Here is a 14,082-nt window from a genome sequence, read left to right as displayed (position 1 = left end):
CCAGACCCCATGCTTTCAGGAATGATGATTCATGAGTGATATTCTCAACCGCCTGTCAGACGTACTGGCAGAGCGGCGCGACGCTGATCCGACGTCCTCCTATGTCGCGAGCCTGCATCACAAGGGCCTCAACAAGGTATTGGAGAAGATTGGCGAAGAGGCCACGGAAACGGTACTGGCCGCCAAGGATTTCACTCAGGACGACGTGGACTCCCACCGTGCAGTGATCGGTGAGACCGCCGACCTGTGGTTCCACTCGCTGGTGATGCTTTCTCACCTCGGGCTGGACCATCAGGACGTGCTGGATGAGCTGGCGCGACGCTTCGGCGTCTCCGGCCATGATGAAAAGGCCGCTCGCGGTCAGTGATGATCAAGCAGACGACTTGCAGCGCAAGCCGATTTCCCTGGCAGTGGTGCTCTCACCCTGCAAGACTCAAGGCCTCGTGACCTAGTCCCATCGGCCAAAATGGAGAACTTCCCATGTTAGGTGGCATCAGTATCTGGCAGCTCCTCATCGTGCTCGGCATCATCATCCTGATCTTCGGCACCAAGAAGCTCCGCAACGTCGGATCAGACCTCGGTGGCGCGGTCAAAGGCTTCAAGGGCGCCATGAAGGAAGAGGAAAAGGCCCCCGAAGACACGGCTCCTCAGCAGAAGGTCTCCCACGGTGAATCCCGCGGCGATACCATCGATGTCGAGGCCGAGCGCCGCGATACCGCTGACAAGCGCTCGTAAGCCGCATGTTCGACATCGGCTTTTTTGAACTGGCACTGATCTCGCTGCTGGCATTGATCGTGCTCGGCCCGGAGCGTCTGCCCCGGGCGGCGCGTACGGCGGGATTGTGGCTGGGGCGCATCAAGCGCAGCGTCTCGGGGATCCAGCAGGAAATCAGCGCCCAGCTGGAAGCCGAAGAACTGCGTCAGACGCTCAATGAGCAGAAGAAGCAGCTCGACGAGACCCTGGCACATGCCCGCAATGAGGCGCGTGAGGTGGAAACCACCATCACGCGTTCCTCGCCCGCGTCACAGGAGGATGCCAACGCCTCGCCTGCCGCCGACAGTGCTCGCTCGACCACGGAGACGACCTCAGGCGAGCAAGAGACCTCCGCCACCCCCACCAGTGAGTCACGGGAGCCGCGTTCCTGATGAGTGATCCGCATGACCCGCAGCCCTCCGCCTCCGGCGAGGCTGCCCACGCCCCGCTCATCGAGCATCTGATCGAACTGCGCTCCCGCCTGCTGCGTGCGACTGTCGTGGTCCTCGTGGTATTCGCGGCGCTGTATGGCTTCTCCAATCAGATCTATCTGTATGTGGCCGAGCCGCTGATGGCCCTGCTGCCTCCCGGCTCTCAGATGATCGCCACCGAGGTGGCCTCGCCCTTCCTGGCCCCCTTCAAGCTGACACTGGTGGTGGCGCTGTTCCTGGCGATTCCGGCGGTGCTCTATCAGGCCTGGGCCTTCATCGCGCCGGGACTCTACGAGAACGAGAAGGCGTTGGCGTTGCCGCTGCTGGCCTCCAGCATCCTGCTGTTCTATGCGGGCGCGGCGTTTGCCTACTATGTCGTCTTCCCGCTGCTGTTCCAGTTCTTCACCACCACGGGCCCCGAGAACGTGGCGATCATGACGGACATCAATCAGTACCTGAATTTTGTCCTCAAGCTGTTCTTCGCCTTCGGTGTGGCCTTCGAGATTCCCATCGCCACCTTCCTGCTGATCTGGACGGGGGCCACGTCCGTGGAGGTGCTGAGCAAGAAACGCCCCTACATCGTGATCGCCTGCTTCGTGGTCGGCATGCTGCTGACACCGCCTGACGTCATCTCGCAGTCATTGCTGGCGATTCCGATGTGGCTGCTGTTCGAGGTCGGGATTCTCGCCGCACGCGCCTTCAAGCGCCGCCGTCCGGCGAGCGATGATGAGGCCTCGCAGCAGGCCCCCTGACGCGAAGACTCGAGCAGACAGCGCCTGAACGATGACGCGCAAGAATCATGACGCAGGAAACGACGAAGCCCCCGCCAATGGCGGGGGCTTCGTCGTTTCCTGCTGGGTGCCGTGCGACCGTGTCAATCCTGTTGACTGGCCTTGGCCTGGTCTTCCTCGATCCAGCCGTTCAGACGCTCCACCAGCTTGAAGATGCCTTCGGCAGCCTCGGAGATGCGCTCTGCCTGCATGTAGGCTGGCGTCGTGATCACGCGATTGGCGGCATCAATCACGATATCCGTCACCTCACAGCTCTTGTGCAGACCGCCCTGGGCACTGATGGCGCCGGAGACTTCAGGGTCCGTGCCGATGGTGACCGAGATCCCCTCGCCCAGCAGCTTCGGCATCATCACCGGCGCGATGCACATCACGCCGATCGGCTTGCCGGCCGCATGGAAGGGCTGCACCACCTCGCGCAGACCATCCACCAGCGTCAGATCCGCGCCCTTGACGGCAAAGTTGCTGAGATTCTTGGCGGCACCGAAGCCACCGGGCAGAATCAGCGCGTCGAAGTCCTCGGCGGACAGCTCCGGCAACGGACGCACCTTGCCACGCGCCAGGCGAGCCGACTCGGTCAGCACATTGCGTGTCTCGTCCATTTCCTCGCCGGTGGCGTGGTTGAGCACATGATGCTGATCGATGTCCGGAGCGAAGCACTCGTAGCGGATGCCCAGCTGATCAAGCCGAAGCATGGTCAGGGTCGTTTCGTAGATCTCGGAGCCATCATAGACACCGCAACCGGATAGGATCAGGGCTACCTGCTTGGTCATGTGTTACTCCATTGACGGTGAACTGCTCGGCGGCTGCCGACAGGTCAGAAGTGACAGATTCGTACAGGAATCCGCTACAGGCAAGCACCATGTGAAGAGGTACCGGCTGGAAAGGACAGATGATGCCGGCGGCCTGCAGCACCTGGGTATTCGTCACTCCGATGCCCCAAGACTATGGGCGGCATGACCACATCTCAAGGGCGCCCCTCGCGGTTCGGCGGGCAGGATGACAGTGCACACGACGCGACACCCTGCCCCATGCCGCGCCCCTGTTCCGACCTGCATGCACTGATATACTCGAAAGCATCGTGCCGACAGCTTGCTCGGCCAATCCCATCTCCTTCGGTCGTATGGGCGCCGTCTGACCTGTAATATCATTGAAATATTATAGACCTAGACTTCCAGCGTCCCTCACGGAACCGGAGCCTTAGATCCGGAGAGCCTCTCTTGAGTCAACGTACCCCACGCCAGTTTCCTGCGATTCGCATGCGCCGCATGCGCAAGGATGATTTCTCTCGCCGCCTGATGCGCGAGAACCAGCTGACGGCCGATGATCTGATCCTGCCGGTCTTCGTGCTGGAAGGTTCGCAGCGTCGTGAAGCCGTGACCAGCATGCCCGGGGTCGAGCGCCTGTCCATCGACCTGCTGGTCAAGGAATGCCGTGAGGTCCATGCGCTGGGCGTGCCGGCCATCGCGCTGTTCCCGGTGATCGATGCCGAGGCCAAGAGCCTGCTGGCCGAGGAGTCCTACAACGCCAATGGCCTGGTGCAGCGCGCGGTGCGTGCCCTCAAGGAAGCCATCCCGACGCTGGGCGTGATCACCGATGTGGCGCTGGATCCCTACACCGTGCATGGCCAGGACGGCATCCTCGATGATGACGGCTACGTGCTCAACGACCGCACCGTGGACACCCTGATCAAGCAGGCACTGTCACACGCGGAAGCGGGCGCCGATGTCGTGGCCCCTTCTGACATGATGGACGGCCGCATCGGCTCCATCCGTGCCATGCTGGAACAGGAAGGCCTGATCAATACCCGCATCATGGCCTATTCGGCCAAGTACGCCTCCAACTACTACGGCCCGTTCCGTGATGCGGTGGGCTCGAGCGGCAATCTGGGCAAGGCCGACAAGCAGACCTACCAGATGGATCCGGCCAACAGCGACGAAGCGCTGCATGAAGTGGCCATGGATCTCGCCGAGGGCGCCGACATGGTGATGGTCAAGCCGGGCATGCCCTACCTGGATGTGGTGTCCCGCGTGAAGCGTGAACTGGAAGTGCCGACCTTCGCCTACCAGGTCAGCGGCGAGTACGCCATGCACATGGCCGCCTTCCAGAACGGCTGGCTGGATGCCGACAAGGTCATTCTCGAATCATTGATGTGCTTCAAGCGTGCGGGTGCCGACGGCATTCTCACCTATTTTGCCCGCCGGGCCGCGGAACTGCTGGCGGAGAAGAATCGCCTTTGACTACCCCGGCGACCGTGTCTGACCGGGGTCATGGAGTTGATGATGGAACAGACCCACAAGAACGCCATAGATGACGCGTCAGACACCTCGCTGGACACCGCTCCCCAACCGCATCAGGACGCTGCCGCCCCGGCGGCGTCCCGGGGGAAAGAGGGCGACATGGAGCTGGTCACCGACGAGCCGCCAGCCCTTGAACCTCCGCCCCTGCGCGTCAATCGCACGCGCAAGGGCATTCACGCCAAGGTCACGCCCTCCCCCGAAGCCGACCTGGCCGACCCCGCCCTGTATTTCAACCGTGAGCTGTCGAATCTGCAGTTCAACATCCGGGTACTGGAGCAGGCGCAGGACACTTCGCATCCGCTGCTCAACCGGCTGATGTTCCTGCTGATCTTCACGTCCAACATGGACGAGTTCTTCGAGATCCGCGTGGCGGGTCTCAAGCATCAGATCGCCTTCGACCGCACCGAGCCCGGCCCGGATGGCATGCTGCCCGGCAAGGTGCTCGACGAGATCTCGCGCATCACCCACGAGCAAGTGGAGCGCCAGTACCGCATCCTCAACGAAGAACTGATTCCGGCGCTTGAAGAGCAACACATCCGCTTCCGTCGCCGCAATCAGTGGAACGACGCCCAGAAAGCCTGGGTTCGCGAATACTTCGAGGAAGAGATTCAGCCGGTCATCAGCCCGATCGGGCTTGATCCATCACATCCCTTCCCGCGCCTGGTCAACAAGAGCCTCAACTTCATCGTCGAGCTGGAAGGCAAGGACGCCTTCGGGCGCGAGGGCGGCCTGGCCATTCTTCCGGCTCCACGCTCGCTGCCGCGCTTGATTCGCGTGCCGGAAGCGCTCGCAGAGAGCGGCTATACCGAGTACGTCTTCCTGTCCTCGATGATTCATGCCCATGCCCAGGAGCTGTTCCCAGGGATGAAGATCAAGGGCTGCTACCAGTTCCGGCTGACGCGCAACGCCGACCTCTCGGTGGATGCCGAGGATGTCTCGGATCTGGCCTCGGCGCTGCGCGGCGAGCTGCTGGCGCGGCGTTACGGCGATGGCGTGCGCCTGGAAGTGGCGGACAACTGTCCAGAGGCGCTCTACACCTTCCTGCTCAAGCAGTTCGAGCTGGAGAAGCGAGACCTGTATCAGGTGAAGGGACCGGTCAACCTCAATCGCCTGATGGAAGTCATCGGCGACGTGGGCCGCGAGGACCTGCTCTACGCACCGTTCACTCCCGGCACGCCCAAGGCACTCAAGAGTGACAACAGCCTGTTCGATGCCATTCGCCGCGAGGACATCCTGCTGCATCACCCCTTCCAGTCGTTCTCGCCGGTCGAGAGTCTGCTGGCCGAGGCAGCGCGCGACCCGAACGTGCTGGCCATCAAGCAGACGCTCTATCGCACCGGAGCCGATTCCAACATCGTCTCCTCGCTGGTGGAAGCTGCACGCCAGGGCAAGGAGATCACCGTGGTGATCGAGCTGCGTGCCCGCTTCGATGAAGCCGACAACCTGCAGCTGGCCTCCCGCCTTCAGGAGGCAGGCGCCATCGTCATCTACGGGGTGATGGCCTACAAGACCCATGCCAAGATGCTGCACATCGTGCGGCGAGAAAATGGCGAGCTGCGCCACTATGCGCACCTCGGCACCGGCAACTACCACGCCAAGACGGCGCGCCTGTACACCGATTACAGCCTGCTGACGTCCAATGAGACCTTGTGCGAGGACGTCCACAAGGTCTTCCAGCAGCTGACCGGCATGGGCAAGCAACGCAATATCGAGAAGTTGCTGCATGCCCCCTTCACACTGCATGAGCGACTGGTGGAGATGATCGACCGGGAAGCGCGCAACGCCGAGAAGGGCAAGCGCGCCCACATCATCATCAAGTGCAACTCACTGACCGAACCCAAGCTGATCCGCGCGCTGTATCGCGCCTCACGCGCGGGCGTGCAGTGCGATCTGATCATCCGCGGGGTCTGCTGTCTGCGTCCGGGCGTTCCGGGCATCTCCGACAATATCCGCGTCCGCTCGGTGATCGGTCGCTTCCTGGAACATACTCGCACCTTCCACTTCCACAATGCCGGCCAGCCGGAGACCTGGTGTTCCAGCGCGGACTTCATGGAGCGCAACATGTTCCATCGCGTCGAGACCTGCTTCCCGTTGCTCGACAAGAAGCTGGCGCAGCGCATCCGCAAGGACCTGGACACCTATCTGGTCGACAACTGCCAGAGCTGGCGCCTGGAAAGCGATGGTCACTACACCCAGCTGGATGCCGGCGATGCAGAGCCGATCAGCGTGCAGGAAACCCTGCTGTTCGCCTACGCTGCCAAGGCCTGATCGCGCCCCGCTCGGGCCCGCCTCATCCGGCGCAGTCCATTCACCTGACTCTCGGCCCTCACGCTTGCGTGGGGGCCGTCTGCGTTGAGCAGACAAGCCTTGTCCCAGTCCTCCTGTCCCGATCCTTCTGCCCCACTTTTTCCTTCTGCGCTCCCCCTTCTACCTTCGCCTGATTGCCGACATCAGCCGCCCATGACGCCTGCCCCCACCAGACAATGAAAAGGCCCCCGCATCCTGGATGCGGGGGCCTGGCAGCTGACGATCGGATCAAGCGCTCAACGGATCAGACACCGATCTGACCACCATCTTCACGCTGGATGACGACGGTCGCGGCGCGCGGGCGCACACTGCCGTCAGTTTCGGCAGTCGCATCCACACTCTGCGGCCAGTTGCCGGGATGCTGGATATTGACGAACAACGCCGTCCTGTCAGGTGTCGCGAAGATGCCGGTCACTTCACAGCCGTTCGGGCCAACCGCGAAGCGCTTGAGCTGTGCCTGGTTATCGGCACCGATCACGGCAGCATCCCCTTCGGCCTGCTGAAGCGCGGCCGGCACGACCGCCAGTAGCTGGTCATTGGTGGCGTCCGCCACACCGGCGTAGCCGTTGTCCGTCTGGATCCACAGGATACCCTGCTCGTCCTCACGTTCGTCGAAGTAGAGGCCATCCGGACTGGCGAATTCATTCATCTCAGTCAGGCCGGACAGGTTGTCGGCATCACTGGCCGCCGCGCCGAACACGAAGATCTCCCAATCGAAGGCGGTGTGATCTCCCGCCTCACGCCAGCGGATGATCTGCCCAGCCTCGTTGTCACCGCGCGGGTTGGCGGCATTGGTCGGCGCCGTCTTGTAACCGACTCCCGGCTCCTCGATGGCCTTGCCGTCATTGGTGAAGGCCGCCGCGGTACCCTCTTCGGTGCGCTTGGAGTTGTTGGTCAGTGTCATGTAGACCTCACCGGAAGCCGGGTCGACGGCACCCCACTCCGGGCGGTCCATCGGCGTGGCGCCCAACAGATCCGCCGCGTCCGCGGTATGGATGATGACACCGGCCAGATCATCGGCCGCCAGGCCCAGTGCAGCGGCCAGCGTCCGGCCATCCCTGGTCACGGCATCCGGCGTCAGCTTCAGCCACTTGCCAGTACCGTCGGCGGAGAACTGGGCAACATACAACGTGCCCTTGTCCAGATACTTGTCACCGATCGTCAGGCGATTCTTGTCGGCTCCCGGCACGTGCGCATCGGCGGCCTCCCATCTGGCATCGGAGACGAACTTGTAGATGTATTCGTTGCGCGAGTCATGGCCTGAATAGAACACCACCGGCTCGCCTTCGACCAGCTTGCCAGGCCAGCAGCCTTCATGGCGGAAACGTCCCAGCGCGGTGCGCTTGACGGCCTTCTCACCGGTGTAGGGGTCGATCTCGACGATGTAGCCGAAGGTACGCGGCTCATTGCGATAATCCTTGTCGGCACTGTCCGCCGTCGGCGTATTGTCGAAGCGCGCGAATTCGCCATCGACTTCGCTGGCATCTCCCGCGGCGGTTTCCCAGCCGTAGCGGCCACGCTCGGTCTCGATGCCGATGCGATCATCATCGCTCTGACGATCACTGCGCTTGACGAAGTACCCCGGCCAGTTCTCCTCACAGGTCAGGTAGGTGCCCCAGGGGGTATAGCCGTTGGCGCAGTTGTTGTTGGTACCACGCGTGCGCGTGCCCTCCGGAGAGAAGGCAGTCTTGACGTAATCACTGCCTGCCACCGGGCCACTCAACACCATCTCGCTGGCGCTGGTATAGCGACGGTTGTAGCCGGAGTTGCTCACCACATCCCACTTGCCGCCGGCATCCTTCTTGACTTCGACGACGGTCACGCCGTGGGCATTGATCTCGGTACGCACTTCATCGGCCGGGCGCTTGCCGGACTCCGCATTGGTCGCGCCGCCCTTGGGCGCCCACAGGGCATCCTGATCGATGTACTCATTGTTCATCACCAGCAGGAAATTGCTGGAGGCGGTGTCTTCGCTCAGCGCGAAGTTGTGCATGCCGTCGTGATGCATGCCGATGCTGTTGAGCTGGGCCTCCGGCGTCATCGCCAGCGATTCACTCCACTGCGGTGCCTTGTCGTTGAGCGGAGTGCCCCACGGTGCCAGGACATGGGCGGTATACCCTGCAGGTACCACGAAGGCATCCGTGCGAGAGCCCTTGATGGACTCGAAGGCCAGCGCCAGCGGTGTCTTCGCCGGAGTCCCTGTGGTCTTGCCGCTGTCGGCATTGGCCGCACCGCTCAGGCCCGCCAGCCCGAAGCCGCCCAGCATGCTGGCAGCCGCCATGCCCAGACCACCCTGCAACACGCGACGACGGGAAAGGTGCTTGTCGATGATGGAAGAGAATGTCTCGTTGTGACTGGCATTCAGTAGGCGATGATCTTCAATTTCCTTGCTCATGCTGCTTCCCCGTAGTCAGGTTGCGGGTTGTTCTTTTCAGGCCTGGCCCCTGTGGGGCCGCCAAGGGCAACAAGAGTGATACGCGAACCAAATGACAGTCGTATGACGCGAACGATACGCCTCATGCAAACGACAGCGCCCGACGGTCGCATGACCATCGGACGCGGGGAATTCACAAGCGCGAGACCTGCTCCGTCAGCCGTGAGGAAAGAGGGCTTCACCAGCAGGGTGGTGTCTGGGTCAGGCGTCTCGCAGACGCTCTGCCGCCAGACTCAACAGATGCTCCGTCGTCTCCCACCCGAGACAGGCATCGGTCACGGAAACGCCATGGCGCAGCTGCGAGAGCTTGTCCGCTGCCGGCAATGCCTGCTTGCCCTCGTTGAGATGGCTTTCCAGCATCACGCCGATCAAGGCGTCATCACCGGCCAGACGCTGGGAGAGCACATCCAGCATCACTTCGCTCTGACGACGGTGGTCCTTGCGCGAGTTGGCATGACTGCAGTCGACCATCAGTCGCGGTGTCAGACCGGCCCCTTCCAGCTCTCGCCGGCAGGCGGCCACCGAGTCTGCATCGTAGTTGGGCTGACCATGGCCGCCCCGCAGCACCACGTGGGTGTGGGGATTGCCCGCGGTCTCGATCAGCGCCGGGCGCCCGCTGTCATCCATGCCGAAGTGGCGATGCCCGTGAGCTGCCGCACCGATCGCCTGCACGGCGACCTCGACCCCACCATCGGTTCCATTCTTGAAGCCTACGGCGCAGCCAAGGCCGGAGGCCATCTCGCGGTGGATCTGTGACTCGGTGGTGCGTGCCCCGATGGCCGCCCAGCCGAGCAGGTCTTCCAGGTAGGCGGCGGTCAGCGGCTGCAGCAGCTCCGTCGCCACCGGCAGGCCCATCTGGTTGATCTCGCGCATCAGCTCGCGCGCCTGACGCAGGCCGCTGGCCATGTCATCACTGCCATCCAGATGCGGATCATAGGCCAGCCCCTTCCAGCCCACCGTCGTGCGCGGCTTCTCGACATAGACACGCATCACCAGCTTGAGGCGATCACGGACCTGCGGTTCGATCACCGCAAGGCGCTGGGCGTATTCACGCGCGGCCTTGAGATCATGGATGGAACACGGGCCGACTACCACCAGCAGGCGATCATCCTCCCCGGCAAGAATCGCGTTGATCTCAGCGCGGTGCTGGCGAATCTGGCCGGCCAGGTCAGCATCCACCGGCAGCTGCGCGCGCAATTCGCTGGCGCTGGGCAGGGCTTCACGACTGATGCGTCCGGGAGTGGTCGGTGTCTGGGCGGCATCGAAGCGGGTCACGGGGGTAGTCTCGGCGGTCATGGTGTCGACAGTGGTATCGGCTGTGTGCGGGTCATTCGTCAACACGCGTTCAAGGCTGGCGTTCATGGTCTTCTCTCCTGTGACGAAGCTTCGGCTTCATCACGCAATATTCACTCTGACAGACAGGGACTTCGCGAATCGTCACCCCGATGTTGCTCGCCCTGCCCCGCGGTGACAGCGGAAAGAGGCAGGACGCCGCTAAATCGCCAGCGCCAATAACCATGCACGACCCGAGCGGAAGCGAAAGAGAAGCGGGTAGTCGGGATCGTGGTACGCATGGTCATTCCTCCAGTCATTCATGCTGCAATCATCGTTGGCACGTTAGGGTGGCACGCCTCTCTCGTCATGAGAGATTGCCGGGCCCAAACGCAAGAACCCCCGGTCGTGGCTGCGACCGGGGGTTCTTCAAGGTGGTGGCAGCCCGTACGAGACAGGCACGCCGTAACCTCAGGCGCGCCCCTGTGTAAACCAATACCAATAGCCAGCCGCACACGCAGCCGACGCCAGCTGACCCGAAGGGCAGGCAGCGGCAGTGCGAAGGCGGGAGCTTGAGGATTGATTCATGGGTCGGGCCGGTGTCCAGTGATGACGATGAAGCGTCGATGACTCTATCCTTGCACTACGAAACGTCGCACGCAAGCGTGATCGGGCAACAAACCGTTGCCTGCACGTATAAAGAAGGACTATCAGCCCGGAGTGGCATCAGTATAACCTTTGGTTGTCGAACGACATGATCGGCAACGCGCATTCGTCCAGCGGTGCCTGACACCGCGCCCACAGCTTGGAATGCATACATGCAGGATTCCCGAAATGATGCACTGATAGAGTATCTGTCGGGATGTGCCCGGCAGGATGCCAAGGCACTGGATCGACTTTATCGCGCAACCAGTGCGCATCTATACGCTCAGTTGCTGCGTATCTTGAGACATGAGGCATCCGCGCAGGATTGTCTTCAGCAGGTCTACATCCGGGTATGGGCCGCCGCCGGCCAGTATGACGCCGGCCGCGCCCGCCCGATGACCTGGCTCGGCACCATGACCCGCAACATCGCCATCGACTGGATACGTCGACAGCGACCCAGCGAGCACGACAGCGACGAATTGATCGCTGCCATGCCCGGTCGAAGTGATATCGAGGCAGATGTCGACCTGGCCCAGCACAGTGGTGAACTCCACCAGTGTCTGGCCGAGCTGAATGACGATCAACGCCGCGCCCTGGAACTGGCCTACTTCGAAGGCCTCACCCACCAGGATCTGGCCAACCAACTGGACCAGCCCTTGGGCACCGTCAAGAGCTGGGTCCGACGTGGACTCGAGAGGTTAAAGACATGCATGAGTCATTTGATCTGAGCGATCCCGAACTGCGTGAAACCGCAGCGGGCGAGTACGCGCTCGGAACCCTGACACGCAGTGAGCGCGCCGCTTTCGAGTCGCTGCTCTCCGTGAGTCACGACCTGCAGCGCGATGTGGAGCGCTGGCGCGAACACCTGAACGTGTTCAATGAACAGCTGCCCCCTGTCGCGCCGCCCGCCGATGTCTGGCAAGGCATCGCCGAGGCGACGGGCACCGCCCGGCAGCCGTGGTGGCGTCGCCTGGGCCTGTGGCAAGGCATGACGGCCACGGCGTTCAGCCTCGCACTCGCCGTCAGCCTGACCTTCAGTCTGGGTCAGAACGAGAGCATGGAGAGCGACTACGTGTTCGTGGTCAGCAACCCTGACAGCAGCCCCGGCTGGATCGTCAATGCCTCCCACTCGGGTGAGATGATGGTCCAGGCCGTCAGCCCCAACGCCCCGGCCCCCGGCAAGGTCTGCGAGCTGTGGCTGATGGCCAAGGATGGCAAGGAGCCGATGTCACTGGGCATCCTGCCGCACTCCGGCACCATGAAGGTGGAGGTGCCGAAGGAATATCTGGCCGCCTTCCCCGACAGCGATCTGGTGATCACGCTGGAAAATCCGGGCGGCGCTCCCTCCGGTCAGAACATGGGGCCAACGCTCAAGAAAGGCCAGTTCACCGCCGTCGAAGGCCGCCACATTCTGTAGGCACTGCCTGCAAGCACTGGCGGCAAACGCTGCGTCACCACACGACGCCGCATCAACGAAAAAGCCCCCGCTTCTCAGCGGGGGCCTTTTTCATGCTGCCCTGCCGGGCCTCGATCCCTGGAGGCTACCCGGACACCGGCAGGAAACACCCGTCACGTGAGATGACGTCCGCCATCCACCGGCAGTGTCGTGCCCGTGACATAGGGACTGTCCAGCAGATAACGCAGCGCCTGCCAGATCACCCCTGGGCCCGGCACACTCTGCATCGCAGACTTGGCCCGCGCTCGCTCGGCGTAGTCATCATCGTCGTCCGGGCGCAGCATGATCAGCGCCGGCGCGATGGTGTTGACCTGGATGCGTGGCGCGAACATCGATGCGAACGACAAGGTCAGATTCTCGAGCCCCGCCTTGCTGGCCGCGTAGGCCGCATGCTTGCGCGAGCCTTTCTGGACCACGAAATCACTCATGTGAATGATGTCGGCCTGAGTCTCGATACCTGCCTCCAGCAGATCACGCAGCGCCAGATTGATCAGATACGGCGCCTGCATGTGGACGCGAAACAGATGCTCGAACATCTCGCCGCGCTCCTCCGCCCCACCATCCGGCGCCCAGTCGCTGGCATTGTGCACGATGGCCCTCAACGTCGGCGTCATCTCACGAATCGTCGCGATGAAGGCCTGGATGCCCGCCTCACTGGAGAAATCCGCCTGGACGGTGCGGATACCCAACGCCCGCAGGGCATCGAGCTCTTCGCGCTCACGTCGGTAACTGATGATGACGGGATGGCCATCATCCACCAGACGTTCGGCGCAGTAGCGCCCCAGTCGCTGGGCGCCACCGGTGATCAGAATGGGGGACTGACTCATTCACTCGACTCCTTCAGGCAACGTCAGGCAGCTTCAGCCGGATACCAGCGCCGGATCCAGCAGCGGCTCGCGTGGTGCATAACTGAAGACATCGGAGCTCAGCGCGCTGGCCTCGACCCCCAACGGCGTCAGCGCATCGACACAGGCATAGACCATGCCGGGCGAGCCCGACAGATAGACGCGCTTGCCTGCCATGCTCTCCGCATGCGCTCGCAGCGCATCATCGATACGACCGATATGGCCATTGAAGCTTGCCTCGACCCCAGCCGCTTCCAGTGCCTGATGGTGAGCATCACCCGCCTCAGGCGCTTCTTCCAGTACCGGCACGTAGCGGAAATTGGGCTGACTGGCGGCCCAGTGGAGCGCGGCGCTTTCCAGATACAGATCCCGACGCTCACGCGCGGCCCACCACAGTTCGATGGGCTGATTGAGGCCGTGTGCAAACGCTGCCTGCAACATGGCATGCATCTGCGAGAATCCGGTACCGGCACAGATCAGCACGACGGGACTGGGGTCGTCGAGATCGAGCACGCATTCGCCATTCGGCAGGCGCAACTCCAGCTGATTGGCCGCGACCAGCAGGCTGCGCAGACGCGCCGAGTTGCTGCGCTCCGGCCAGTGCTGGATATGCAGCTCAAGCACGCCATCTCCCTTGGCAGCGTTGGCGATGGAGAACGGTACCCAGGTGGTGTCGTCGAGCTTCATCTCGAGATACTGGCCCGGCGCATGCGCCAGGGCCTCGGGACGTGCGGCAAAGCGCACACGAAACACGTCCGGGGTCAGGTCTTCCACACTCTCGACATGACAGGTCAGGGTCCGCGCCGTCATCGTATCCTCTTGTTGTCTGAAGCCTGCCGCGACGCCTGGCG

The 14,082-nt window shown here is 62.7% G+C and carries 13 protein-coding genes; 8 read left to right on the top strand and 5 right to left on the bottom strand.

The window, feature by feature from the left end; genetic code table 11:
- The first annotated feature begins 31 nt into the window (after positions 1 to 31).
- The 4 genes from BFX80_RS01780 to tatC all read left to right on the top strand — a co-directional run bounded on the left by BFX80_RS01780 (position 32) and on the right by tatC (position 1,936).
- The gene (locus BFX80_RS01780; protein WP_077377900.1) at positions 32 to 367 is read left to right on the top strand and encodes a phosphoribosyl-ATP diphosphatase; all 336 of its coding nucleotides are present in this window, start codon (positions 32 to 34) and stop codon (positions 365 to 367) included.
- A 113-nt stretch (positions 368 to 480) separates the two neighbouring features.
- Positions 481 to 735, top strand: coding sequence for a Sec-independent protein translocase subunit TatA (tatA, locus tag BFX80_RS01775; protein WP_084207831.1), 255 nt, complete (start codon positions 481 to 483; stop codon positions 733 to 735).
- Positions 736 to 740: 5 nt separating this feature from the next.
- On the top strand, positions 741 to 1,145 hold the full coding sequence (tatB, locus tag BFX80_RS01770; RefSeq protein ID WP_077377894.1) for a Sec-independent protein translocase protein TatB: 405 nt from the start codon (positions 741 to 743) through the stop codon (positions 1,143 to 1,145).
- Positions 1,145 to 1,936 (top strand): twin-arginine translocase subunit TatC, encoded by a 792-nt coding sequence (tatC, locus tag BFX80_RS01765; protein WP_077377891.1) that lies wholly within the window; start codon positions 1,145 to 1,147, stop codon positions 1,934 to 1,936. The genes tatB and tatC overlap by 1 nt, the downstream gene beginning before the upstream one ends.
- Positions 1,937 to 2,058: 122 nt before the next feature.
- On the opposite strand, the gene elbB is transcribed toward tatC, so the two are convergent.
- Positions 2,059 to 2,745, bottom strand: a complete 687-nt coding sequence (elbB, locus tag BFX80_RS01760) for an isoprenoid biosynthesis glyoxalase ElbB (RefSeq protein ID WP_084207830.1) — start codon at positions 2,743 to 2,745, stop codon at positions 2,059 to 2,061.
- Between the two features lie 447 nt (positions 2,746 to 3,192).
- Here elbB and hemB point away from each other — a divergent pair, with 447 nt between their 5' ends.
- Positions 3,193 to 4,212, top strand: coding sequence for a porphobilinogen synthase (gene hemB / locus BFX80_RS01755; protein ID WP_084207829.1), 1,020 nt, complete (start codon positions 3,193 to 3,195; stop codon positions 4,210 to 4,212).
- Positions 4,213 to 4,371: 159 nt separating this feature from the next.
- A complete protein-coding gene (gene ppk1, locus BFX80_RS01750) occupies positions 4,372 to 6,540 on the top strand; it encodes a polyphosphate kinase 1 (protein WP_077377882.1) in 2,169 nt (722 codons plus the stop codon).
- Between the two features lie 283 nt (positions 6,541 to 6,823).
- On the opposite strand, the gene BFX80_RS01745 is transcribed toward ppk1, so the two are convergent.
- Positions 6,824 to 8,974, bottom strand: coding sequence for a PhoX family protein (locus BFX80_RS01745; protein ID WP_084207828.1), 2,151 nt, complete (start codon positions 8,972 to 8,974; stop codon positions 6,824 to 6,826).
- Between the two features lie 240 nt (positions 8,975 to 9,214).
- Entirely contained in the window at positions 9,215 to 10,309 is a 1,095-nt protein-coding gene (locus tag BFX80_RS01740) for a 3-deoxy-7-phosphoheptulonate synthase (protein WP_084209580.1), read from the bottom strand.
- 794 nt (positions 10,310 to 11,103) lie between these two features.
- Here BFX80_RS01740 and BFX80_RS01735 point away from each other — a divergent pair.
- Positions 11,104 to 11,658, top strand: a complete 555-nt coding sequence (locus tag BFX80_RS01735) for a sigma-70 family RNA polymerase sigma factor (RefSeq protein ID WP_084207827.1) — start codon at positions 11,104 to 11,106, stop codon at positions 11,656 to 11,658.
- Positions 11,637 to 12,347 carry an anti-sigma factor gene (locus tag BFX80_RS01730; protein ID WP_077377873.1) on the top strand — a complete coding sequence of 237 codons (711 nt, stop codon included), beginning with the start codon at positions 11,637 to 11,639 and terminating at the stop codon, positions 12,345 to 12,347. Before BFX80_RS01735 ends, BFX80_RS01730 begins: the two co-directional genes overlap by 22 nt.
- Before the next feature lie 152 nt (positions 12,348 to 12,499).
- Here the strand turns inward: BFX80_RS01730 and folM are convergent, their stop codons facing one another.
- Together folM and BFX80_RS01720 are read right to left on the bottom strand one after the other, a co-directional pair.
- Positions 12,500 to 13,213, bottom strand: a complete 714-nt coding sequence (gene folM / locus BFX80_RS01725; RefSeq protein WP_084207826.1) for a dihydromonapterin reductase — start codon at positions 13,211 to 13,213, stop codon at positions 12,500 to 12,502.
- Positions 13,214 to 13,246: 33 nt separating this feature from the next.
- Entirely contained in the window at positions 13,247 to 14,041 is a 795-nt protein-coding gene (locus BFX80_RS01720) for an FAD-binding oxidoreductase (protein ID WP_084207825.1), read from the bottom strand.
- Positions 14,042 to 14,082: the final 41 nt, after the last annotated feature.

Source organism: Cobetia marina, from assembly GCF_001720485.1.
Classification (GTDB): Bacteria; Pseudomonadota; Gammaproteobacteria; order Pseudomonadales; family Halomonadaceae; genus Cobetia; species Cobetia marina.
The sequence above is the reverse complement of the archived record's forward strand: the minus strand, read 5'-3'. Positions and strand labels throughout refer to the sequence as shown.

Excerpts from the sequence above, each read along its gene's own strand:
- BFX80_RS01780 (WP_077377900.1), top strand. The coding sequence starts at position 32 with ATGAGTGATATTCTCAACCGCCTGTCAGACGTACTGGCAGAGCGGCGC.
- tatA (WP_084207831.1), top strand. The coding sequence starts at position 481 with ATGTTAGGTGGCATCAGTATCTGGCAGCTCCTCATCGTGCTCGGCATC.
- tatB (WP_077377894.1), top strand. The coding sequence starts at position 741 with ATGTTCGACATCGGCTTTTTTGAACTGGCACTGATCTCGCTGCTGGCA.
- tatC (WP_077377891.1), top strand. The coding sequence starts at position 1,145 with ATGAGTGATCCGCATGACCCGCAGCCCTCCGCCTCCGGCGAGGCTGCC.
- elbB (WP_084207830.1), bottom strand. The coding sequence starts at position 2,745 with ATGACCAAGCAGGTAGCCCTGATCCTATCCGGTTGCGGTGTCTATGAT.
- ppk1 (WP_077377882.1), top strand. The coding sequence starts at position 4,372 with ATGGAGCTGGTCACCGACGAGCCGCCAGCCCTTGAACCTCCGCCCCTG.
- BFX80_RS01745 (WP_084207828.1), bottom strand. The coding sequence starts at position 8,974 with ATGAGCAAGGAAATTGAAGATCATCGCCTACTGAATGCCAGTCACAAC.
- BFX80_RS01740 (WP_084209580.1), bottom strand. The coding sequence starts at position 10,309 with ATGACCGCCGAGACTACCCCCGTGACCCGCTTCGATGCCGCCCAGACA.
- BFX80_RS01735 (WP_084207827.1), top strand. The coding sequence starts at position 11,104 with ATGCAGGATTCCCGAAATGATGCACTGATAGAGTATCTGTCGGGATGT.
- BFX80_RS01730 (WP_077377873.1), top strand. The coding sequence starts at position 11,637 with ATGCATGAGTCATTTGATCTGAGCGATCCCGAACTGCGTGAAACCGCA.
- folM (WP_084207826.1), bottom strand. The coding sequence starts at position 13,213 with ATGAGTCAGTCCCCCATTCTGATCACCGGTGGCGCCCAGCGACTGGGG.
- BFX80_RS01720 (WP_084207825.1), bottom strand. The coding sequence starts at position 14,041 with ATGACGGCGCGGACCCTGACCTGTCATGTCGAGAGTGTGGAAGACCTG.